27 protein-coding genes are annotated in these 22,060 nt (G+C 40.9%); 3 read left to right on the top strand and 24 right to left on the bottom strand.

Going from position 1 to position 22,060, the window contains the following annotated elements:
- Positions 1 to 29 precede the first annotated feature (29 nt).
- Positions 30 to 638, bottom strand: a complete 609-nt coding sequence (locus A6E04_RS04655; protein ID WP_065610185.1) for a DNA-3-methyladenine glycosylase family protein — start codon at positions 636 to 638, stop codon at positions 30 to 32.
- 192 nt (positions 639 to 830) lie between these two features.
- Here A6E04_RS04655 and A6E04_RS04650 point away from each other — a divergent pair, with 192 nt between their 5' ends.
- Positions 831 to 1,847 (top strand): J domain-containing protein, encoded by a 1,017-nt coding sequence (locus A6E04_RS04650; protein ID WP_017021279.1) that lies wholly within the window; start codon positions 831 to 833, stop codon positions 1,845 to 1,847.
- Positions 1,848 to 1,977: 130 nt separating this feature from the next.
- Complete coding sequence (locus tag A6E04_RS21100) at positions 1,978 to 2,148, top strand: hypothetical protein (RefSeq protein WP_012550296.1); 171 nt, start codon at positions 1,978 to 1,980, stop codon at positions 2,146 to 2,148.
- Positions 2,149 to 2,241: 93 nt separating this feature from the next.
- Here the strand turns inward: A6E04_RS21100 and aqpZ are convergent, their stop codons facing one another.
- Complete coding sequence (gene aqpZ, locus A6E04_RS04645) at positions 2,242 to 2,931, bottom strand: aquaporin Z (RefSeq protein ID WP_012550297.1); 690 nt, start codon at positions 2,929 to 2,931, stop codon at positions 2,242 to 2,244.
- Between the two features lie 632 nt (positions 2,932 to 3,563).
- Here aqpZ and A6E04_RS04640 point away from each other — a divergent pair.
- Positions 3,564 to 5,888 (top strand): hypothetical protein, encoded by a 2,325-nt coding sequence (locus A6E04_RS04640; RefSeq protein WP_065610183.1) that lies wholly within the window; start codon positions 3,564 to 3,566, stop codon positions 5,886 to 5,888.
- 129 nt (positions 5,889 to 6,017) lie between these two features.
- Here the strand turns inward: A6E04_RS04640 and A6E04_RS04635 are convergent, their stop codons facing one another.
- The 22 genes from A6E04_RS04635 to A6E04_RS04530 all read right to left on the bottom strand — a co-directional run bounded on the left by A6E04_RS04635 (position 6,018) and on the right by A6E04_RS04530 (position 22,056).
- Entirely contained in the window at positions 6,018 to 6,620 is a 603-nt protein-coding gene (locus tag A6E04_RS04635) for a hypothetical protein (RefSeq protein WP_065610181.1), read from the bottom strand.
- Between the two features lie 73 nt (positions 6,621 to 6,693).
- On the bottom strand, positions 6,694 to 6,999 hold the full coding sequence (locus A6E04_RS04630) for a MarR family transcriptional regulator (RefSeq protein WP_065610179.1): 306 nt from the start codon (positions 6,997 to 6,999) through the stop codon (positions 6,694 to 6,696).
- Between the two features lie 75 nt (positions 7,000 to 7,074).
- The gene (locus tag A6E04_RS04625; RefSeq protein WP_244886244.1) at positions 7,075 to 8,304 is read right to left on the bottom strand and encodes a tyrosine-type recombinase/integrase; all 1,230 of its coding nucleotides are present in this window, start codon (positions 8,302 to 8,304) and stop codon (positions 7,075 to 7,077) included.
- A gap of 8 nt (positions 8,305 to 8,312) precedes the next feature.
- Positions 8,313 to 9,290 carry a hypothetical protein gene (locus tag A6E04_RS04620; RefSeq protein ID WP_065610174.1) on the bottom strand — a complete coding sequence of 326 codons (978 nt, stop codon included), beginning with the start codon at positions 9,288 to 9,290 and terminating at the stop codon, positions 8,313 to 8,315.
- A complete protein-coding gene (locus tag A6E04_RS04615) occupies positions 9,281 to 9,484 on the bottom strand; it encodes a hypothetical protein (protein ID WP_065610173.1) in 204 nt (67 codons plus the stop codon). Before A6E04_RS04615 ends, A6E04_RS04620 begins: the two co-directional genes overlap by 10 nt.
- The gene (locus A6E04_RS04610) at positions 9,481 to 9,846 is read right to left on the bottom strand and encodes a phage tail protein (RefSeq protein ID WP_065610170.1); all 366 of its coding nucleotides are present in this window, start codon (positions 9,844 to 9,846) and stop codon (positions 9,481 to 9,483) included. Before A6E04_RS04610 ends, A6E04_RS04615 begins: the two co-directional genes overlap by 4 nt.
- Positions 9,847 to 9,857: 11 nt before the next feature.
- Positions 9,858 to 12,563 (bottom strand): phage tail tape measure protein, encoded by a 2,706-nt coding sequence (locus tag A6E04_RS04605; RefSeq protein WP_065610167.1) that lies wholly within the window; start codon positions 12,561 to 12,563, stop codon positions 9,858 to 9,860.
- 115 nt (positions 12,564 to 12,678) lie between these two features.
- Positions 12,679 to 13,251 carry a phage tail assembly protein gene (locus A6E04_RS04600; protein ID WP_065610165.1) on the bottom strand — a complete coding sequence of 191 codons (573 nt, stop codon included), beginning with the start codon at positions 13,249 to 13,251 and terminating at the stop codon, positions 12,679 to 12,681.
- Between the two features lie 59 nt (positions 13,252 to 13,310).
- Positions 13,311 to 13,802, bottom strand: coding sequence for a phage major tail tube protein (locus A6E04_RS04595; RefSeq protein WP_023603401.1), 492 nt, complete (start codon positions 13,800 to 13,802; stop codon positions 13,311 to 13,313).
- Positions 13,795 to 14,970, bottom strand: coding sequence for a phage tail sheath protein (locus tag A6E04_RS04590; RefSeq protein WP_065610163.1), 1,176 nt, complete (start codon positions 14,968 to 14,970; stop codon positions 13,795 to 13,797). The genes A6E04_RS04595 and A6E04_RS04590 overlap by 8 nt, the downstream gene beginning before the upstream one ends.
- Positions 14,970 to 15,158, bottom strand: a complete 189-nt coding sequence (locus A6E04_RS04585; protein ID WP_026469714.1) for a hypothetical protein — start codon at positions 15,156 to 15,158, stop codon at positions 14,970 to 14,972. The genes A6E04_RS04590 and A6E04_RS04585 overlap by 1 nt, the downstream gene beginning before the upstream one ends.
- A 72-nt stretch (positions 15,159 to 15,230) precedes the next feature.
- Positions 15,231 to 16,172 (bottom strand): hypothetical protein, encoded by a 942-nt coding sequence (locus tag A6E04_RS04580; RefSeq protein WP_065610161.1) that lies wholly within the window; start codon positions 16,170 to 16,172, stop codon positions 15,231 to 15,233.
- Positions 16,172 to 17,305 carry a phage tail-collar fiber domain-containing protein gene (locus A6E04_RS20900; protein ID WP_083198905.1) on the bottom strand — a complete coding sequence of 378 codons (1,134 nt, stop codon included), beginning with the start codon at positions 17,303 to 17,305 and terminating at the stop codon, positions 16,172 to 16,174. The genes A6E04_RS04580 and A6E04_RS20900 overlap by 1 nt, the downstream gene beginning before the upstream one ends.
- On the bottom strand, positions 17,302 to 17,832 hold the full coding sequence (locus A6E04_RS04570) for a phage tail protein (RefSeq protein WP_065610159.1): 531 nt from the start codon (positions 17,830 to 17,832) through the stop codon (positions 17,302 to 17,304). Before A6E04_RS04570 ends, A6E04_RS20900 begins: the two co-directional genes overlap by 4 nt.
- On the bottom strand, positions 17,816 to 18,793 hold the full coding sequence (locus A6E04_RS04565; RefSeq protein WP_065610157.1) for a baseplate J/gp47 family protein: 978 nt from the start codon (positions 18,791 to 18,793) through the stop codon (positions 17,816 to 17,818). The genes A6E04_RS04570 and A6E04_RS04565 overlap by 17 nt, the downstream gene beginning before the upstream one ends.
- Positions 18,790 to 19,122 (bottom strand): GPW/gp25 family protein, encoded by a 333-nt coding sequence (locus tag A6E04_RS04560; protein WP_023603408.1) that lies wholly within the window; start codon positions 19,120 to 19,122, stop codon positions 18,790 to 18,792. Before A6E04_RS04560 ends, A6E04_RS04565 begins: the two co-directional genes overlap by 4 nt.
- Complete coding sequence (locus A6E04_RS04555) at positions 19,119 to 19,790, bottom strand: DUF7217 family protein (protein ID WP_065610155.1); 672 nt, start codon at positions 19,788 to 19,790, stop codon at positions 19,119 to 19,121. The genes A6E04_RS04560 and A6E04_RS04555 overlap by 4 nt, the downstream gene beginning before the upstream one ends.
- Positions 19,790 to 20,452, bottom strand: coding sequence for a phage baseplate assembly protein V (locus A6E04_RS04550; RefSeq protein WP_065610153.1), 663 nt, complete (start codon positions 20,450 to 20,452; stop codon positions 19,790 to 19,792). Before A6E04_RS04550 ends, A6E04_RS04555 begins: the two co-directional genes overlap by 1 nt.
- A gap of 6 nt (positions 20,453 to 20,458) precedes the next feature.
- Complete coding sequence (locus A6E04_RS04545) at positions 20,459 to 20,914, bottom strand: hypothetical protein (RefSeq protein WP_083198902.1); 456 nt, start codon at positions 20,912 to 20,914, stop codon at positions 20,459 to 20,461.
- On the bottom strand, positions 20,877 to 21,404 hold the full coding sequence (locus tag A6E04_RS04540; protein ID WP_065610151.1) for a hypothetical protein: 528 nt from the start codon (positions 21,402 to 21,404) through the stop codon (positions 20,877 to 20,879). The genes A6E04_RS04545 and A6E04_RS04540 overlap by 38 nt, the downstream gene beginning before the upstream one ends.
- Before the next feature lies 1 nt (position 21,405).
- On the bottom strand, positions 21,406 to 21,708 hold the full coding sequence (locus A6E04_RS04535; RefSeq protein WP_065610149.1) for a hypothetical protein: 303 nt from the start codon (positions 21,706 to 21,708) through the stop codon (positions 21,406 to 21,408).
- Positions 21,709 to 21,720: 12 nt separating this feature from the next.
- Positions 21,721 to 22,056 (bottom strand): DUF2190 family protein, encoded by a 336-nt coding sequence (locus A6E04_RS04530; protein WP_065610147.1) that lies wholly within the window; start codon positions 22,054 to 22,056, stop codon positions 21,721 to 21,723.
- Positions 22,057 to 22,060: the final 4 nt, after the last annotated feature.

Genomic DNA, 22,060 nt, shown 5'->3' with positions numbered 1-22,060 from the left:
CTTAGCCGTCCTATTATTTGCTTGGAGATTTAAGCATCTTGATGATAATACTGCCAAAGAAATAACGAACCGACACTTCTCCATGGTTGCCAATGCCCTACCATTTCTCTCGCTTGTTTTGGTGTTGGTTTACCAGTAAGTCCTTTCAGTCTTCCTAATGCAATCAATACCCCTAAGTCATCCGCAGGGAAAATATCTTGTCGTCCTAATGAAAACATCAAATAAATCTCAGCACTCCAACGATCAAATCCCTTTAAACTGGTTATAGCACTGATAGCATCTTCATCACTTAATGACTCTAAGCCATCAATATCAAGGTTTCCCGATTGAACGGCTAAGGCTAGCCCTTTTGCATATTCAATCTTGCGCCAAGATAAACCAACATCACGAAGGTTTTGATCTTCAATACTCAAGAGCTTTTCTGGAGTGACTTCTTTTAATAACGCAACCAAACGACCCATTATCACCGCCGCCACTTTAGTTGACAGTTGTTGGCTGACAATAATAGATAAAAAAGCCTCAAATCCATGAGGATTCACTCTTGGCGATGGGTAACCTTGAGTTTTTACTGCGGCTTCAAGATCCTTATCTATCAGACAGAGTGCTTTTAATCCCTGCTCTATTGTCTGCTCATCCATATTTACTCTACCTCTACATTGCCGTTAGATTGTATTTTTCTTAAAGAAATACATTACCATAGCCTTTCATCAATGGCTGATAATCCTAAAGCGATAAATGACATGCCTCTTCACTTACCCTTTTATCTTTACTTTCCTATCACCCTATAGCTACACTGTTGCCGTCTTTTTATTGTTAATAATTTTATATTTATGATCCGTTCAATTCTACTTACTGTTGTTTTACTGCTTAGTTTTACCGCCCATGCTGACTCTCTCGAAGAAAAAGCTGAATTAGGTGATGCTCGCGCACAAGTAAAATTGGCTATGGAATATGAAGCAGGAACAAACCGCCCTATCAATATTGATCACGCCATTCAATGGTATAAACAAGCGGCGATGCAAGATAACACCACAGCGCAGTTTAACCTTGGTCAGATCTATAAGAACGGCTATGGCATTGCTCAAGATTCCAAACAAGCAATTTATTGGTTTACTCGTGCAGCCACACAAAATCACCCGCCTTCTCAATTCTATTTAGGTGAGATTTACGAATACGGCTTAGCAGGCAAAGTCGATTTATATAATGCCTCTCTGTGGTACCAAATTGCCTCTCATAATGGTCACGGTGAAGCCATGCTTGGCTATAAACGTGTGCTAGCCGAATTAGCCGCACAACAGCATAATCCTAAGACCACTAAAGAAATTGCAGATCCGACACTCGCAGAGCCAATAGCACCTAAAGTTGCCGAACCTACTCCAGAACCAAAAACAATTATCATCACACAAATGGAAAAACCAACCAGATTGATCATGTTGGCCGGTTATCTGTTAATTTCAATCATGCTCGTTATTCTTGGATTTTTACTCATAAAACTAAGACGAACATTCCTATTACAAAAAAAGAATGTACCTACCAACAGCACATTTGAAAAAACGCTCCATAATGAAAAAATCAAACATCTGCAAGACAGCAACGACAACCTTAAAATCCGAGCTGAAGCACAAGAAGTCACCATAAAACGATTAAGCATTGAACTTGATGCCTCAAAGCAAGCTTCATTCCCCCACTTTACTCCTTTTCAATTATTAGGGGTTGTTTCTTCAAGCTCTCTTGATGATCTTAAAAAACAATACCGAAAATTAGCTCAACTCCACCACCCCGATCACGGAACCGATGGTGTGATGCTTACCGAAATTAACAAAGCGTATAAAAAGATTAAGAAATGAAACCGACGATAAACACATAGGTTCCTTTACAAACAATAAGTTCTCTATATAATTCACCACACTTTCACATGTTAAATAAATGTAAAATATAATTCATGTGAAATTCAAAGAATAAAAAAGAGAAGGTATTATGTTTAACTTAGAAGGTCACTGTGACTGGTGTAAAAAGCCAGCAATGGTTTTACAGCATCAATATTGTGACGGTGCGAAATACTACGCGTGTGTGGACTGCAATGATTACGCTAAAATCGATATTCGAGAATACGATTTAGCTGAAATGGAACAGATGAATCAAAAGTAACGTGCAGAAAATAAAGCAGTAGATATAAAAATGCCGATGATAAACATCGGCATTTTTGTGTTTACATATTACATCTAAAAAATACGTTCTAGATTATGCTTCTTCTTTAGCGATTACTTTGTAGATTAACGCACCCAGTATGGCACCTACAATTGGAGCAACCCAGAACAACCAAAGTTGAGATGTAGCCCAATCACCAACATAAACTGCAACAGCAGTACTACGCGCAGGGTTAACAGAAGTGTTTGTTACAGGGATACTGATTAAGTGAATAAGTGTTAGACATAAACCAATCGCAATAGGAGCAAAACCTGCTGGAGCACGGCTATCTGTCGCACCCATAATCACAATTAGGAACATCGCAGTTAAGACAACTTCGATAATCAGTGCTGACATCATTGTGTAGCCACCAGGAGAATGTTCACCAAAACCATTTGATGCAAAACCACCCGCCAAATCAAAGCCAGCTTGACCACTTGCGATTAAGTATAAAATACCACCCGCTGCAATCCCGCCTAAAACTTGTGAGATAATGTAAGGAACGAGGTCTTTTGCATCAAAACGTCCACCAACCCAAAGGCCTATAGAAACGGCAGGGTTTAAATGGCAACCAGAAATATGTCCAATAGCAAACGCCATCGTTAATACTGTTAGACCAAACGCAAGTGCGACACCGACAAAGCCAATACCTAGCTCAGGAAAGCCCGCCGCCAATACTGCACTACCACAACCACCTAGCACGAGCCAAAACGTGCCTATAAATTCTGCCATATATTTATTCATAATTATCCCTATATCCTTATTATTACTTGATTTAAATGAAAATTTTTATCTCGAACCAAGTTCTTGTTCAACATAAATATAGGTTATGATTTGCAAATTAGACACCTAAATATTTCAAATTATTTCAAATTTGCATTTTTAAGACATAATTTTTAAAGATGGAACAGAAATTACCTTTAAATTACAACAATTTGCTTAATCATTAACCTACGAGGATTATGATCTCGCCTCGATATCAATTCAATAATCCCTTTTATTTAGTTTATTTTTCGAATGCCTTGCGATTGCATGCGGATTCAAAGCGTTAAATGACAGTCTTTCTGTGGTTTTATATCGCAATACTATCTATTCAATAAATAGAACATCAATCAAACAAAGCCCTCTGTAAATTTTCATCTCGCTTATTCTTCTAATGCCTTGCGATTATGTGATAGATCTCTGATAATTAATGCATTGCTATTAATTGGACACATTTATGCCGCAGGATAACGCACCAAGTTTCTTCTTCTTTGGTTGTGAGCCATAAAAATTAATATGTTGATGTATAAAGAAAAATAGTAGAATCAATCTAAGCTAGGACGCACTCAGGACACTTTAGTGTATAAACTTCATAGCAATCTAACAAAAGAAGTATGACATTGAATAAAACTATAGATATCTTTAAAGACCTTTATCTAGGAAGTTCATTTGATTCCTATATCCATTTACTTCGAGGCAATATTTTTTCTCATCTTACAGATACGATTGCTATCTTTGCAGCTTTAGCAGCTATCGCATTGCCACTTGCCCAGCAGACTTTTCAATGGGCTTCTGAAAAATACAAATCAGACCATTTAATAGACTTCATAGAAACAAATTCACCTATTCATCCAAAGTTATTAAACAAGAGTATATTCATATATTTTATATGTATACTTTGTTACAAAGTGTTAACCCCACTTTTTAATGACTTTTTCTTCATTATATCCACAGTTATTATCCTCATTACATTTATAATTATCATTAATATTTCATTAAGATATTTAAGTTATACTTATGATATGTCTAAAGGTATTAAAGGTATTAGAAAAAAAATAATATCCAAAAATATAGACCTAAAAAATGAAACATATTCAAATTTAGAAATTTCCATATTAAGCGATTATGAATCCTATATGATAGCATCTGACTCTTCATATTTAGATTTAAGTGATAATTTTACTGATCTTGGATTTAGCATTATTAATAATCAAGAATCAATTGATACAAACATCATAAATACATACATTAATGGTTTAGAAAAAATATTATGTTCCACCCCTATTTTATCTAACGACGATAAGTACAAAAATGTGGCTTGTTGGTATATACATTTTGTCCAGGGACTAGTTGTAAAGGAAGAAAAATATTCATATCTTTTAAAATCAATATGTTATATAGCAAATAGTATTGAATCTCGAAGAACTGACAATTACAAACCTTTACTTACTGGCCGTATATATATGAACTTTACATATATAACAACTTGGCCTAGCGGTCTAGGTAAAGCTCTAATTGAACATTTCAATCAGCTCACAGATATATGCATTGATAGTGATAATAAAGATAGCATCGTTAATTTATATAGCGAATTAATATCCAGTTTAGGGTTTGGTATTATCACTACAAATGAACTTATTTATTACTTTAACGATTATAAAGTTAATAACCATGAATATTCAAAATTAATCGAGTTATCAAATTACATAGAAGAAACATTAAATAATGAAAGTTTAATTTTTGATTATAAAAAAATAAAAGAAATAGCTCCGGCGTCATTTACCCAAAAAAAAGGTGATGATGATGACATATTGAAATCATTTGAAAATAAAATAAATGATTATAACTTTCAAAAAATGGCGTTCAAAAACATACACATTTTCATTTCAAAGATATCTAAATATGATACAGGATTGTTAATTGATATTTGCGAACTTAAAAACCCAATGTCATCAGAAATAAACATGCTAACATGTGAATTACTGCCAAATAGTATTCAAGATATTTTCAACTCATTAATATCACTAGATCGCGATGACTTATTAATGTCTCGCACAGGTGAAATGCATAACCAATACCTAATTAAGGGTTTATCTATGCTATTCATATATAAGGTGTGTGTTTTAGTAAAAGATGACAGCAGTACCATTAATTTAGATTTCATGTCAAAATATAAATTAAGTGATTTAGATAAAATAAACAATTTACTTAAAAGTATTTCAGACATAACAGGTCACTTAGTTAATCATCAAAAAATCAATGACTTATGCCTACTCCACTCTCTAGCTATGGATAAGGTAAAAGATAAAAGAATCGAAATAATTGAGATAATCAGCGATGGTATAAATAAAAACATCGACGAGTTAAAGTCATCTGGTAAATTGAGTCATGAAAAAATCAATACATTTTTAAATTCATTTCCAAAAGATAAAGATGTCATAGAAAATCATGAACCACTTTTAAAGAAATTACTAATTTCAAAAAATGCAAAATTCAAACACACATCTAGCTTTAAACGCACTACTTTCATTGATGATCCAAGAGTTCATACGATTTTTGATAACATTGGACAATCGGTTATTAACGGTCATTTTGACCTTATATATAATTACATATATGAAAATACTGAAAGTTTAAATGCTGATACGACTTGGCCGATTAATTACCAACGATTAGTTCTTTTACCATGGCAGCAAATTCAAGAGCTAAAAAAATATGGTTTTAGCTTCAAAAATAATCACATCTACTGGCCGGATGGTTCATCATCACCATATAAGCAAATTCAATCTAGCAATCAAACAATTGTAAATATACTTCCAAACGAGACCTTAGTTAAGATCACATCTCTTTTGTCACCTATATTTCAAGTTAGTTATATCGATAAAGGTCCTAAGATAGAATGGGAGACACTTATGCATATTATGCCTGCAAAATATTAACCGTTACGCATCACGAAAAGGTCAAAATAATGCGACCGCCATCAATATTACTAGCCTGTTGGTGGTGACCATAGAGCCCGAAAAATTTTCATTCCTCGGGGTGTCCCCCCGTAGGTAAGGATTTAGACTCTAGAAGTACCTATCGAATAGATAAAAGACTGCAAACAAAACCATCATACCTAATATGCAATACAATACTTTTAATAAGCGATCTGTTTTCTTTTCTAATAGAATCAAACGCTCAGCAGCTTCATTTTGAACTATCATATTTATTTCTGGTGGTGATTTAGTTAAACCAATACCAAGTAAAATTGCACTTAATGAAAAACCAAAGAATGAAATAATCATACGAATAACATTCAACGAAATAATTAACTGATCAATTCTTTTTTGTTCATCTTTCGTTATAAATTCCTTAAACGCTTCTAATGGTACATCTACCGAACCCTTGCTTATAGCATCTGCCAACAGGAGTTGATTACTTATTATAATATCCATTAACTTATGATTAGAGAAATCTTGCGTTGCGGTTCTAATAATTTCAATATATCCATCATTAAGCAGAGCTGAAACAAGCGATACCAAAAAAAGAAAAATGCTATAAAAGATACAATCTCTTGAACTCAGTTCTTTACCTTTACTAAGTGCCATACAACAAAGAAACAACAATGGTGCAAGCAGTACCAATGTCGAACCCATAATTTTAATTTCAACAGAAAAATCATTTCCCATATAGTTCAAATATAAATAAAAATACGATAACAAAGAATTTTACAGTATCTTTGATTGTTTACATAAATCAGTGTCACATTTCATTGCCATAGTTATATTTTATATACCGGTACTCAACCCCACCCGTTAACTGCTGCATACAACTTCGAGTTAAATAATACTTCTCTGCCAGCCTTTTCAACAACGAACTTGCCCAGCTTGATGACAAACCACATCTCTCCGCAATCTGTGACGGCGTCACCTCTTCACCTTCTTTAATCGACTGCAGAACAATTAACTGTGTCTTGCTCAATTTAAGCAGTCCAACTTGGTGTGGAACCGAACGTGCGCATTTCAATAAATTCTCTGAAATATGCTCATTTTTGGCTAAATTTGGCATGATTTTACTACCCTCTGTAATTAACAATGAGAATTGAACTTTCGATTTGATTTGAATGATCTTTTAAACGATCTCTTAAACAACAAGATCAGCACTAAGACAGTGGTAACAGCAATTATTTAGCCATTGATGGTAGGTATTTAGGGCTTCTTTCTTCTTCATTTCCAAATGAGTGTGAATATAGGCTTGATCGAGCTTATCTTTTGCATGATTCAATAATGTCTCTGCAACCATGTAATCAACACCCAAATCAGCCCATACCGTTCTGGCCACCTTTCGTAAATCATGAGCTGACCATTCTTTGTTACTCACCGCTCTCACCAATTCAGACGCTCTCACTGAATGGATTGGATGCAAATCTCGTTTGTTTAAAGGGAATACGTTATTAATGGCGTAGTTATGCTTTGTTTGCCACTGTTTAAAATCACTCAGTAAAGTCACCATGTCATTAGATAATGGATAAACGATCTCTTTTTTAGATTTCGTATTCTCTTTAGGGATAACCCATCTCTTTTGTTTAAGATTAATATGCCTCCATTTTGCAAGACGCGTTTCACCTAACCGTGTGCCATGACAAAGCATCATTGAACAGAGAACGCGCTCAATAGGATTGGCTTTAGTGATTTTAGAAAGCAACTCTGGCACATCATCAGGCTTTAAACGAGATCCCTTTACATCAATTCGCTTAGTAACAAAGTCAGTAAACTTCATTTCATCCATTGGGTTAAACGTTAAGTAATTAAGCTTTTTAGCTCGCGTAAAACACACTTTGAGTAATTGAAAGATGGTCCTGATATAGCTATTTGCAAAACAGGCTTTTAATAGTGGTTTGATTAAAAGCTCATCCACGCTTTTATGAGTTAATTCTCGAATAGGTAAGCAATGTAAATTAGAAATAAGATGATTGTCTGCCATCGATTTAATGCCCGTAATACGATTTTTAGACACATTTCTGGTTTGGTACTCACGTTCTACATACCAACACACCACTTCATCCACCGTTGAGAACAAATTACCCGATACGGGTTTTCCTGTTGTCAGCTCAACAATAAACGCATTAAGCACTTCAAATGCGCCCTTGGCGTTTAAATCTGGATATTTACCAATACGATAGCTCTTTTGTTTACCATCTTTGTATTCATAATAAATCCAACTTCCCTGCTCTCGATTCTGTTTAAAGCGTAAATACAGAGAATAACGCTCATCTTTAAGTTGTCTAACTTGGCTGTCACGGCTGTATTTCTTGATCTGAGCTTCTGATATTTTGCAACGCACCGTGGTTTGAAACAGTGCGTGTTGATTCATTACTATCATCATTCCCCCAATAATGTGGCTTGCACACTCATTCGAGTGGCCTGTTTTCCTGCGCCACTGAGACTGACCGAATCAATCGAATACGTCCCTTGTGCCACACTTGGAAATGACCCATCCAAAATCACATGACCTTCTGCAAAAGCCGTGGCAATGGCGGGGGCTTGGATCGTGATTTTACGTCCTTGTCTTTGTATTTTTCTAAGCTCGGCATGACACGCTTGCTCGGCTTCTTGTTGATTGTTTTTGTCCTGGCCTAAACGTTTAAACGGAGCCGATCCAACCGTTACTTCTTTTCTTGAGCTGTCTGTAGGATCTAAATAGAACGCTTTAACCCCAGAGAAATCATTGCGACCATCTAAATCACCCGAAACATTCACAAAGTTTGAGTTGAGGGCTTTATTCTCATCAGGAAGTGACAACGTAATGGATTGAATGTCTTTTCCCGTTGAGGTAGAGCGTTGACCAATAGGCACAAACACAAAGCGCTCTTCCACCAGCTTTGCAATCGCATCATACCGTTTGGCCAATTTACGCAGAAAAGGCAATGTACTTTCATCGAGTCTATGCAAGCTCTCGATTTCAATATTTTGTAATTCAGGTGCGACAAAAGGAACGAACCCATGTGGAGACACGCAATCGGAAACCACTTGGCCTAGCGTTGCTTTGTTCCAGCTCATGCTCTTTCTTTCTCTAAAGCCGGAGTTATCTTTGATTGAGAATGGTGACACCGTCATGGTGATCGTGATGGTTCTAGGCTCCACTGAAAAATTACGGCCTGATATTTGGAACACGCCTCGTTTTATCTCATCAAGATAAACGGTATACTTCTCGCCCTTTGGCGGCAAACCATCAATGTCTGATGAGTGAATTACTAACTTTAGATCATCGCCATCAATGCCGTTTTCATCACGTAGCGTCCAGCTTTGCAATAAAGAGAGCATCATTTCACCGTGTTTGCCTTTGAGTTCTAATCCCATGAGCGGTTTACCTCTTTGATATTTTGTTTAAAGCTGACTTCAGGAATGGTGACCATGGTTTCTTCCATAAAAAAATCCCCACGAACGTGAGGATTTAATTGATAGAAGTCGATTTCTAATTGGTCATCATCTTGACCAGTGTGTTTAAAGAGAACGTCGGTAATGATCTCTCCTTTCTGTACGGTGACTTTCATCGATACTCCAATAACTCAAGGGTGACATCGGTCACTTGCGCCGAGCCGTTATGCACCAACTCTGATTTTCCTTCATTGATGCTTTTAATCGTCCACTGCCCAAGATTTACCCCTCCACCGTTGCTGATTTGTTGTGGCTCATCGACCATTTCTCGTAATCGCTCGACGTTACCTTCTGCGGTTTGGCGTAGCCATTTGGCCGTAATAGAGAGGGTTTCAAGAGGTTTTCCCGTGGGGGATGACATCGCCCCATCAACCAGACTTGTTTCAGTAAAACGGCCCGTCGTGACGCGGTTCATTTTCATAATGGGGGTTTTATCCCCCACAGAAAACACAAACTCACCAATAACAAGGTGATGCATGTAATGACTCCTTATCCTCTGTCGATACCGGCGTAATTAAAGCGAGACTCAATAGAGTGACCGCCCATGAGGTAACTGAATTGTTGCTGCATTTGTTCTGTGACGTGTTTAGCAATCGCCACTTCATCTTGATTTTTAGAGGGCGTAATATTGATTTGAGGAGCAAAGTGAACCCCCGCGTTTTGTGCATTCAACGTCTCTTTATTGGCTTTCTCTTCCACCTTTTGACTGACTTCATCGGATGAGGCGAGTTTACTTCCAAACCACCCCCCTAGCATTTCACCACCCATGTCCCCAATCATTGATCCTGCAAGACCGCCAATCATGGTACCAATGCCAGGCAAAATCATCGTACCAATCGCCGCGCCTAATGATGCGCCCCCCATACCACCGATCAAGCTGCCAAGTGAGCTGCCTGCCCCTTCCGTGTCTCCTTCTGACAATGATTGAACCGCATCAATACCACTGATAGCCATGTTCAATGGTCGTAATACTTTGGCGAGTCCCAATCGCCCTGCAGACTGCGCCATATCCGCCCCCATATCGATCGCATCTTGTGCCATTGCCATTCCTGGTAAACTGGCAATTGCGCCGCCAGCCAACGCCAATGGAATGCCTTTTTTGGAATGACTGAATGAGCGAGCAACACGAGATAATGGATTTCTAGATCGAGAGCGCCGTCCAGATCGTTTACCTGAGCCACCGCGTGATCGTCTTGAACCACCAGTACGTCGAAGCTCTTGATTTAACCCTTTAAACGCCCTAGTCGCATAAGAGGCCGCTTTTCCACTTTCTTTGGTTTCTCGGTTTAGCCCTTTTTTAAACAAACGGGTTTTATCAACCGTATTACCAAAGAGTAATGACGCCGCTTTCCCTGCAATTAACGCGGTTTTAAACGCAAGTATTGCCCCAATACCGCCCATAATGATTGGCACAAGCACATCACTTTCTTGTGCAAACGCGGTAACCCCATCAACCACGGCCCCTAATGGAGTTAATACCCAATTCAGGCCTGGCAATAACTTTTCACCAAGGACCACCGCCAACGCATTGAGCTTATTCACAAACTGCTTAAGTTTATTTCCCGTTGTATTGACGCGAGTATCGTATTCTTTTTGCAAAGATTGAACGTGTACTTCTTGGCTTTCATTGGCAAGTTTTAAAATATCGGTGAAGTTTTTGGTGTTGCCAGCTAATGCCGCCACCGCACCTTTGGCCTCTTCCCCAAAGATTTGAGAAATGAGCGCACTTTGCTCTTCAAGTGGCGCGTTCTTTAAGGCATCAAGTACTTCTAACAAGGTTCCTGATGCATCAGTTTGCATATCTGCGGCTAACGAGCCTGAATCAAACCCCAATGAGCTTAGTGCTTTTTGTTGATTACCACTGGCCGCATCACCTAACGTCAAACGTCCTGAGATGTTTTTCAGAGCTGTCGCCGCTCGCTCTTCATTCATCCCCGTTGAAAGTAAGGACGCCGCCAACGCGGCGGATTCATTGATTTTAAAACCACCCGTTTTAGCTGTTGCTCCTTCACGCGCCATGACAGAGGCAATGTCTTTGGCTTTTGCATTGGAGTTATCAGAAAGATAATTTGAAAGACCGGCTAAGCCCACCGCCCCTTTTTGATCCAACCCCATTGAGGCTTTAAAGGTGGCAAGCATTTCACCGGCTTCACCGGCCTCCATATCAAACGCCACACCCATCTTGGCCGAATCAAGCACAAACGCTTTGAGCTTTTCATGATCTTTAATGCCACTTTGACCACCCGCCGCCAACATCGCGTTTATCTCACTCGCTGACATCGGCATATTACCCGACTCTTTCAATGACCAGTCTTTCAACGCCTTCATTTTGGCCGCATCTTGAGGATCATTTTTATCAGAGAGCACCTTCTTCACATCCGCAAAAGAAGATTCATTCTTAATCGCTGCATACATGGTGCCGGCAATCGGAGCCGCGGCCATGGCAAGACCAGAGGCTTGGCCTCTTAACTCTCCTAACTTAGCATTGCGTTTATCTATTCGGCTTTGAATCGAATTGAGCTCTTTGAGTTGTCGCCCTTGTTTTTCTAACGCGCCGGTGGCTCGCTCACTCGCGGTTTTTAGTCGTTGCTGCTCATCTGATAGCTTATCGGTATTAAGTCCAGCCCCTTTCAATTCCTTCTGCAACTTTTTGAGTTTAGCCGATTGGGTATCACTGCTTGAGGAATAACGGTCTATCTGTTTCTTGGCTTGATATTGGGATGAGCGCAGTTTGTTGGTGTGAATGGCGTTGCTAGCCATTTCATCGGAGAGTTTTTCTAACCGTAATTCGGTTTTAGCAACCTCAACACCCAGTGATTTCGTTTCAGATTGAGACAGGTTAAACGCTGAAGGATCGGCGAGTTTTTTATGCAACAATCCCAAAGACAGCTCGGTACTTTTATAACTTTGGGCTAAGACTCGGCTTTTCTTTTGACTGTCATTCAGCTCAGAGCCAAGCCCTGAGAACTTAACTTTGGAGGCATCCAGTTTCGCATTTACTTTTTGCAGTGATTGCTCTGTGGCTTGATATCCCTCCACTTTCTTTAAATCTCGGTTTAAACCAGAGACTTCGCCCCGTTGCTGTTCAAGCGCTCCGTTCAGTTTCTCTGTGGCATTGGTGGTTGATACCACATCACCCAAGCCTTTGGTGGTCACATCAAGCAGTAAGGACACTTTGCTTTTTTGATTGCTCATCGCTTCTTAATCCCCAGCTTAGTTAAAATCAGCTCGTATCGATGCACCGCTAAATCCTGCCGCCATTCCTTTAATTCGGTTTCGGAAGTGTTGCGGTACATCGGGATCACATCAATTAAGTTTTCGACGTCGTCACTTGAAAGTAAGCCGCCGACTGTAGAAAAAAATCACCGACCTTCGGTTTAATCGTTAAGTAATCATTCACCGACATCTTCTGCAGATCTTCTTTATCCAAATCACACACCACTTGGAACATAAAGTCTTCACGCAGTTGCTTTTCAGTGATGTCTGTCAGCGCTTGTGAATGCTTCACTTTCGGTACCGTAAATTTGATGTGCTCAATCTTCTCACCCACTTCATTTTCAAACGGGAAAAGTAAATCGAATTCATAACAGTCGTTTGCCAGTTTCTTACCTTGGAGTTCATCACTGCCCGTTAAGATGTAAGCCGTACAATCATTGGCTAACGTATTAAAATCAGGTGCGGTGAGTTCTTCAAACTTCTCTTCACTCAGCCCTGTGGTTGCAAGGATGACCGCTTTTTGTTGGTCAAACAGTTCTTTATCACAGAGCTTGCCCTCTTTATTAATGAATGGGAGTTGTCGAAACACCTCAAGCGTCATGGAGGAAATAGTCAGGGTGTTGCTGTCATTTAAACGAAAAAATGGCAATGCAGAGGTCTTTTTCATAATTATCTCGATCAAAAAAAGGAGCCGAAGCTCCTATTAAAAGTAATGTCATAATGTGGTTACGCCGTCGCGCCGTATTGACCCATAAGATTGACACCGCCAATGGTGGTTTTTCCGGTTCGGGTATCAATGTCATACACCGTTTTACCGTTATCTATCAGCTTGTAGGATTTACAAGTGCCTTCAATGGTACATACCGGCTTTTCTCCCATCTTGACGGTCTCTTGCTTAATTGAACCAATGGTAGAATAGAGCGAGTATTGCGCCTTATACCCACCATTGTTGCTGTCTTTGCCTTTTTCCGTCACATTCACTTGCGCTTCAGATAAGGCATAACGGCCCAATGACATCACCAAGTCGGCGTGCTTACCTCGGATCTTCATTGACCATTTAAGTAAATCAATCCCAACAACGTCTTCACTTTGAACAAACTGCCCCTCATTCGCCGCGGTTTTAAACGTCACTTCTGGCGCACTGAATTCCACAATCTCATTCACCAATGGCACATCTTGCACCACCGCTGATAATCGTAATCGAACGCGATCAACCATTTACTGTCTCCTCAAGCCATTGCTCAATCAATCCATTATCCACCGACATTTCATACACCATGTGCTCATTCGGGCTATAACGGCCATAATCCACACACAAGAACCAACGCCCTGAGTTGTAGTTTTCAAGGTTGTTTTTACTTGGGTGCAAATACGCACGAAAGACGGGAATCACGCCATCAGCCACTAAGGATTGTCCCCAGTTGCTCAAGCGCTCAACCACACTGTCCATGAACTCTTCGGTGAGCAATTTGCCCATATAGGGCTGAGAGGTTTCTTCTAGTTTGCGTACCATTAGATCTTCCAAACCCACATGAGCCATAAAGCGCCCCGTATTGGTTCGATTACCAATGATAGACACGCCACCCATTCGCGTTGTGGCCATCGTGACAACACCGTGTTTATTCAAGAAGTTCGCTTGTGTGGTTTTATCCCCAATCTTGTAAGTCACTAAGCGACAAGGCTCATCACACAACACCCCCTGGTTTTGTGGTGATTCATACCCCTCAATCGCTGCCATTGCGCCAATCAATGCGATGGACGCTGGCAATACCGTAGGTAAGCCGTCATAGGTTTTAATAAACCACGGATCAATAATACTGAGCTTATCTTGCCCTGTTCCTTCAGCACCAAATTCACCGGCAAACTCTGCGGCTTCTGTATCATTGGTGTTTGGCCCATCGACAATTGGACGACAATGAATATCACGCGCCACGGTGCAAAGCTTCTGAACAAATGGGATCGAATTAAAGCCTGGTGCACCAATCAAGGTTGGAGTTTCAGGGCACCCTTTAATTGAAAACAAGCCTGATGTCGCGCCGGTATCTGCATCAATACCACCAATCACCTTGGTTTCTGTGGCTGGTTTATCGACGCCTTCTTCAACCACAATTACATAGAACACCGCACGAACATAACCCAATAGGTAACGCGCCAATAACGGCAATGTCCCTTCACTGGTATTAGTCGTATCGAGCATCATTTTGGCTTGCGGATAATCAAATAAACGCACCGGCTCATTGTAAGCAATGGAGGTATGTTTATTGGGCGCGGTTCCAACTAAGCACACCACATGCTGAGCCAATGGACCCATACTTGGTAATGGCTCAATCGCAATAACTTCAGCGCCGTTTAATTCAAAATCTTGAATTGGGATCATTTCTGCCATTATTTCACCTCGGCTTTCGTTGGTTGAGTGACCGGCTTTCCAATCTTTCCATTCAATAAAAGAAAGCTGGCTTGTCGTGGATGGAGACGAATGGTCTTTTCATTGAGCAGAACCCAACGTTTGGCCAATCGAAAGGGCTTTAGAATTTGATATTCAATTCGCCCATCGCTTTTGCTCTTTTTGTCCATAGGGTTTTCCTGTGGCTAGATAAAAGAAAACCCAGCGCAATGGCTGGGTTCTGAAGTGATTGGTTGATGTGATTAGCTTGGTACTACCCCTGATAATTGAGGTCTGCCGCATTCAGGGAAATCGTCTTGCTCAACGTATTCATTTAAGAGAATGCGATCACCAAGGAGTCGGTAATACTCATCTTCCGTATAATTGGTTTTACGAAGCTCAGAATAGATCTCAGGGATTTGCTTGTCCTGGGCATAAAACAGCAATTGAGCTTCAACATTAGTTAACACGTCTTGCTGCCACTGCTTTTCTGTTTCAATCCAATGAGGGCGATAACGCGCTTTATCGTATTGCCAAGCCCCAAGTACTTTACTCCATGAATCAAATTGCTCAGGCTCTAGTAAGGTATGAGTTTCAGGAATAACACCGAGCTCTTCAACTTGATAATCCCCTTCCTCATCGTTATCACGATCTTTAGCAAACGCAATTTTCTCACGATGGTCTTCAAGCTGCTTCCATTGATTATTGATTAAACGAACCGCAAAGCCTTCCTTTGACTCTGGTGGTTTAGTGAAAGAATGCTTATCTGGTAATGTGAAATTATAATCAGAGATAACAAACTCATTCGTCTCACTATCCCAATAAGTTTCACCCAGTAAGATCCCAAACACTTTCCATTTACCATCCTTATAAAGAACGGTTTGAATTTCTTTATCGTATTTTGGCGGTGCGTCTTTCACAACCCATTCAGGATAATCCCCATCGGGAACACCAATAACAAAAGCCTCACCGATTGGAGACCAAAATTCATACGCTGATTTATCTTCAATTTCTAACCAGGTATTTAGTTGGTGATCGTATTTACCAATAACTCCATTGGTACTTGGCTCATAAATGTTTTCAGTACAATCAGCACCTAGTGCGGTTCCTGCTGCAACATGCTCTTCACCATTACCAAGCCACCAACCATCAGGATGAATTCGTGATACGTGTAAAGTAACTGATTTCTTTTGAATGTTATTCATTATGCAAGCCTCACTATCCAGTTAACTTTACGGTGGTTTATCGTATTTTTGAGTGCACCAAATAAAGCAATCATGATGGTATGAACATGAGATCCAATAACTACCGTATGGTTATGGCTATCTGAAGACGTATTTTTTGTTTCGGTTCCATACGTAGTCCATGGATTATGACCGTGTTGATTCGATTGTGCTGCTCTCATTTTTTGATACGTATGATAATGTGTGTCTGTATTCGTAGTTTTCGTTCCTAAATTAGTTGACCCAACACTTGAACCTTCATGCCCATGCTCTTTTACTTGTCCTTCTTCAAAAACACCAATCGTTTCGCCGTCTTCCTTTCCAATAACACCACAGCCACGCATATCAGGAATGATGCCATCAGGCCATATCAAGGCACATTGTGGATTGGCTATTTTATCGAACACTTGGTTTTTCATAATAGCAAAACCATTTGGAGCAATATCAGTAAACCAAGGGATGGCAGCCCCTACTGGAAATATTTTTGCAGCAAGACCTAACCACAATTTATCAATCAATCGTTGAGGGGTTAATGCTCGCCAAAACTGAGGCAACTTAACGTGCTTTTTCTCCCTCGATTCAGAGTCAATGTCGGCATCGGTTGACGCATTGTCTTTTCTCTCATACTGCTCATGGGCTTTATCAGCGTTAACATGCGCTTCAAAATCCGTAATGGGTGTATAGAGCACCGAATCATCTTGCGTGATGGTAATTAATTCTGAATTATCCGTTCTAAAGTTGAGTCTAATTCGTGTGAGTTTCCCGTCTGAATCGGCACTTCCAGCCACATAATCACCGCGAGAGCGTGCGTATGAATAAAGAACGCCGGTATCAGTTAAGCTACCAATTTCAAAATAATTATAACCCTCATCAGGAATAGGAATATCCGCTTCAACACGATAAAAACCATGCTCCGTATCTATCGCTTTTACAAAACACACCGCTTCCGCTTTAGGTTGCAATAACGCCGTTTGATTTTGTGGTTGTTCATTCTCTGGAAGTAACCCAAGGCCAATGACCACTTTTTCAATCGTAACTTTACGGCCTTCTTCTTTGGCCAGCGCTTCTTCATCAAGCCCTGCCAATGTAATGTAATTTAAATATCCTATACTCATGCGGCACCTATTTCTATAACAACACCCGTTTGAATGGTTGAGCCAATAAAGGCGTATGAATCTGCAGAGCGGATAAGGGCAATATCCACCGTGTCACGCTCTGATTTGTAGTTATCAATTCGAGACGCCACCCTTGCTGTGGTTTCTTTATCAATAGGGAGAGCGGATAAATAACCATCAATTTTTAGTGAATACGCCAATGCCCCTTTTTTCATTTCTGTGGTGATGTTCAACACGCTCAAAGCTTGAGATAAACCAAAACGAGTTCCTGCTTTTCGATGAATAGCAAAGGCTTGCTCTGTGGTTTCTCGTCTCTGTTTCATCGTGTCATTGGGTTGCCAATCCAATACACCACGCTCAGAGGCAAGCAGTGACACAAATTCATCAGAGGTTAAAAGGGGTTGTTTCAGTTCTGGATACGGGTTTTCTGATGCACTTAATAAGCTATGCCAGGCAAACTCTAATCCCTCTTCAATCAAGGTTCGATTCTCAGGTTGAACCGATACAAACTCATTGGGCTTTAACATTGATGATCACCTCTGTGCAGTGCGGCGCTTCATCCCACAAACATAAAACATCGTTTGAGGGTTTGGTTATCTCAACACGCTTTGCCCCCAGTGAATAAAAAACATGACCAAGCTCTAAGCGCTCTACTCGTCCTTCAAGTAACTGGCTTTTATCTGCAAAAACTAATGCGGCGCTTTGGGCTTCTTCTTTTGAAATATCATTCACCGGATCGCCTCCTGTGAATAACGTCGCTTCAATCACATACGGTTTTGGCACACAGCTTTTCACGGTAACTTCATCGGTTTCTTGGGCAATGTCATCACGATTTAGATAATCACTGGCGCGTTTTATCAATTCAGGACTTGCCGTTCCATCAGGATTTTCGCGACTGACCAACGCCACCTGAACTTGACCGCTGTTTGGTACCAACATTTTGGCTCTGGCGTCTTTAACCTGTGCCGGTTGACTCTCTTTTGGAAACTCAAAGCGCATCACGACCGCGTCTAATTCAGAGCTTACCGTTATGGTTGGCCTCTCATCCAAAGTTAAGGCATGAAAGCGATAACCGGCGCGAGTGCCTGTGGTGTGAAACATGTACGGCGCTAAATCAAAACGTTGCAATAAACTGTCATTGCCTTCCATCACCGCCGCTTTTGGTGGAAACACCTTCTTGTCTTCTGGAATTAAGGTCTGACGCTTTAATTGATATTGCGCCGCTAACAGATCCACCATGTCAGTTTCAGTCACGAACTTGCGGAACATCTGCAGAGCCCAATAGTTCTGCTCACGAATTTCAGCCAATCGCTTTAGCATGAAGGCTTGCGTCACTTGCGCTAAGGTTTCCCCTTCATTACGAAACGCCTCTTCAAGTTGAACCGCCACTTCAGGGTTCGACTCTTGAACGTAATTAACCGCAAAAGCCACATAATCATCAAACAAAGCTTCAAACGACGGGGCTTCAAATGCATTCGGGATACTCATAATTCACCTTCAAGTTTGAGTTGATTACCTTTCCACTTACCAATCACTTTAATGGAATAACCCGTCGCGGTTGGCTGGGCGATACATTGAGTGGCCTTAAACTCAGACAAGCCGTTTTGATGTTGAGTAAAGGCCGACAACGTAAGGTTTTGAATGATTAACGTAGTTTGTGGGGTTTGCAGCTTACCGAGACAACGTAACGCCGGATTACCCACCTTTCGACGTTTCACTCGGCTTGAGATCTCCGTGGTTAAGATACGAATGAAGCGCCGTTTAAGCGCTTCAAATCCTGTCACCGTCTTGCCTGTCTTTGGGTCAATCCCTATCATGGTAAAAGCCTTTTTATGTCATCGGGTAACACATCGTTCATCACCGATTTTGAACACGGATTATCCCAAAGCATGGCAATATTTTGCGCGATGGCGGATGAGGTAATTTTGTTTTTTATCTCATTGGCTTTGGCTAATTCCTTGCTCAATAACGCGGCAATGTCGCTATCAGCCAGTGACAACGTATCGGTGATGGTGGCTAACCATGTTGCAAATGCATCAACATCAATAAGCCCTCCTATGAAATCATTAATCGCTTGAAATAACGCACTCACTGCCTTATTAATCACCGCAAAGGCCGCATCATTTTCACCTTGAATAGAACCAAACAATTCCGTGGTATTTGAGCAACTGGCAGGAACCGCCCCACTCAACGCATCCAATCGATTCACTTGTTGAGCCATCGAACTCATCTGGATAGCATTATCCGCGGTTGTTGCCATCGCATTCACGCTGCCAGTTATATTGGTATTGGTGCTCGCTATGCTGTCTCTGGCTGAAGTGAGTACGGTTAAATCAACACCCAGTAAGTCCAGCGCCGGATTGTTTAAGGCCGTTTCTAATGCCATTAATTGATTACTGGTTTCACGCCCAGCATTCACCGCAGGGTTTGAAATTTTCAGACCATTGCTCATGATGAGCTGATAGATATCAAGATTGAGCGCCATTATTGATTTACTCCTGGAGGTGAACAGGGTGAGCCTGGACCTGAACAAACATGATCATGGGCATTAAAGAGGTTTCTATCTTCAGACATACTGCGAACGCCATCAGATATCTCTTTGGTCGCTTCAATATTGCCTTTCTGTTTGGTGTCTCCTTCGATTTGTTGATTGCCCTTTTGAATCGAATCCCCTTCAAGTTCATTCTTGCCAATTTGTTTACTGTCCGCATGAATCTCATAACCACCAGGATACTTGGCCACAAGCTTTCCATTCTCGATGTTATAAAGCTCCGTCATGCCGTTGCCATAATCGGTCATCACTTCATTCTCGTTCGTGGTTGGCGCGGGGTATTGGGTAGAAGGCAATCCCATCAAGGCAACCGCATTATTCAAATTGGTGCCAGAGCCTAAATTAATCAACAGGCATAATTCCCCCTTTGATGGACGGCGATAATGACTCACCTTGCCGCTACAAAAGACAAAGAACGGAACGTCTTTCACCTCGTTATCACCCGTTTTTATATCCACAGTGGTTTTACTGGCCTTATCAACCACAGCAAGACGAATAAGATTCGCCGTATTACCTCGCAGCTCTTCAAGTTCATCCCCTTGCTCAAGCACTTTATTTTCTAAAGATAAGATCCTTTCCATGATTTGAGAGAACATAGGTTTTTACTCCAACCAAGAATCATCCACCTCACCAATGGACACCGACTGTCTCACCGTCACTGCACGAATGAGATACCCATGCTCATCATCAATAATTTGAGGCTCATTAACGATGTAGTCCGGCAATTCAACCGACTCACCGAGCCCAAAATAACTGTTTTGAAATTCACGCTCGATACGAGATGATGCATCCAAGGCTTCTAAATCAAAGTCCTCATTGGAGGTGTTTACCGTAATGGCAAAAATCAGCTCAATACTGTGTTTTTCTCTGCCATCGTTGGTGTCTTCTTTCATTATTTTGGATTGACCACATCGATACGTGATCTCAACCGTCTCAGGACTGCTTGCCATCCGTTTATACGAACTGGGGATCTTGAGGGTTAACGCCGTTTCTAAATGATCAATCACCGCCTTGACATAATCAGACGGATTTCGCAGTAATTGATATGATCTCTTCATCAAAGAACTTCCTAAATTGAGCATCCACTTGAGGGGTTAATGTGGCAATGAGGTCAGCCGTTTCTTTATCGATGGGCTCGGTAACCGCTCGTATCTGGCGTCTTGCTTTTGCACTGCCAGAATGTGGCGCATACCGCTCGAATACCACGGGTGTATGACCCTTCCCGATATAGCGAACAAAAGCATTGTCATATTCTTTATTACCCACTCGAACCACTGAACCCCCTAATTGAATAGGCTCACCAAAACGATGAGCCGCCAAATCATTGGTACCAATCCAAAGCTTGCCAGTGTAATTGTGGTTCTTAACTCGATTAAACGGTTTCAAACGTCCATTGAGTGTTTTCAGTTTTAATTCGGTTTTCATCTCCGCTCTGGTTTTCACCGCAAGCCACTGGTTGGTTCGTCGCGCCGCCTTCATGGCCGCTTGTTCAATGTGCTCAGGAAGATAGGCCAACTCCTTGAGCCAAGCCGTTTCTACACTCAGCATATTATTCAGCCCAATCTCGACGTTTTGATGCACTTTCCATCATCAACGCATAGTCAAACATCCCATTGCAGCCGCTTTGAAAACTCACTCGATAGGTTTTTCCTTTGTGCTCGACAGTGGATTGTTCCACTATTTGGCTATCAGTGATCATGGCTAGACGCTGCAGCCCTTCTTTTTGGCGAGCCTTAACATAAGCGGTAATGACTGAGGTTTCTCCGTTAGGAGAGATCACCGTTTTCTCATCGCCCATTGCATCCAAAATGGCTTCATAAGCATCCGCTCTGTTTTCATCAAAATCAGACATTACCGCCCCTTATTACGCCGTTTTAATCTCAGTGATTAACCCACCCGTTAACAGCACACCGCCATCAACGAACACCCCAATCGGTTGAATGACGGCATCCACTTCATTTGGCACTGTTTTTGTAAACTCAACCCCATCAAAATACGCGGGCGAGCAATTAAACAACGGGTTATCACCGGCTTTAATCGGACCATCGAATAAACCGCGAGTCATGCAGCTCACCACGACACCTTCTTCAGCGCTAAAGCTTGGAACAACAAGTAAAGCGCCGACCAAACACGGCTCATCTTTAGTAAAACCACCGGCAGGTGCCGCAATACTGAGTTTGTGTCCATCACATAAATGCATAATC

This window comes from Aliivibrio logei (assembly GCF_001691055.1).
GTDB classification, from domain to species: Bacteria; Pseudomonadota; Gammaproteobacteria; order Enterobacterales; family Vibrionaceae; genus Aliivibrio; species Aliivibrio salmonicida.
This window is presented reverse-complemented; position numbering and strand designations above follow the sequence as displayed.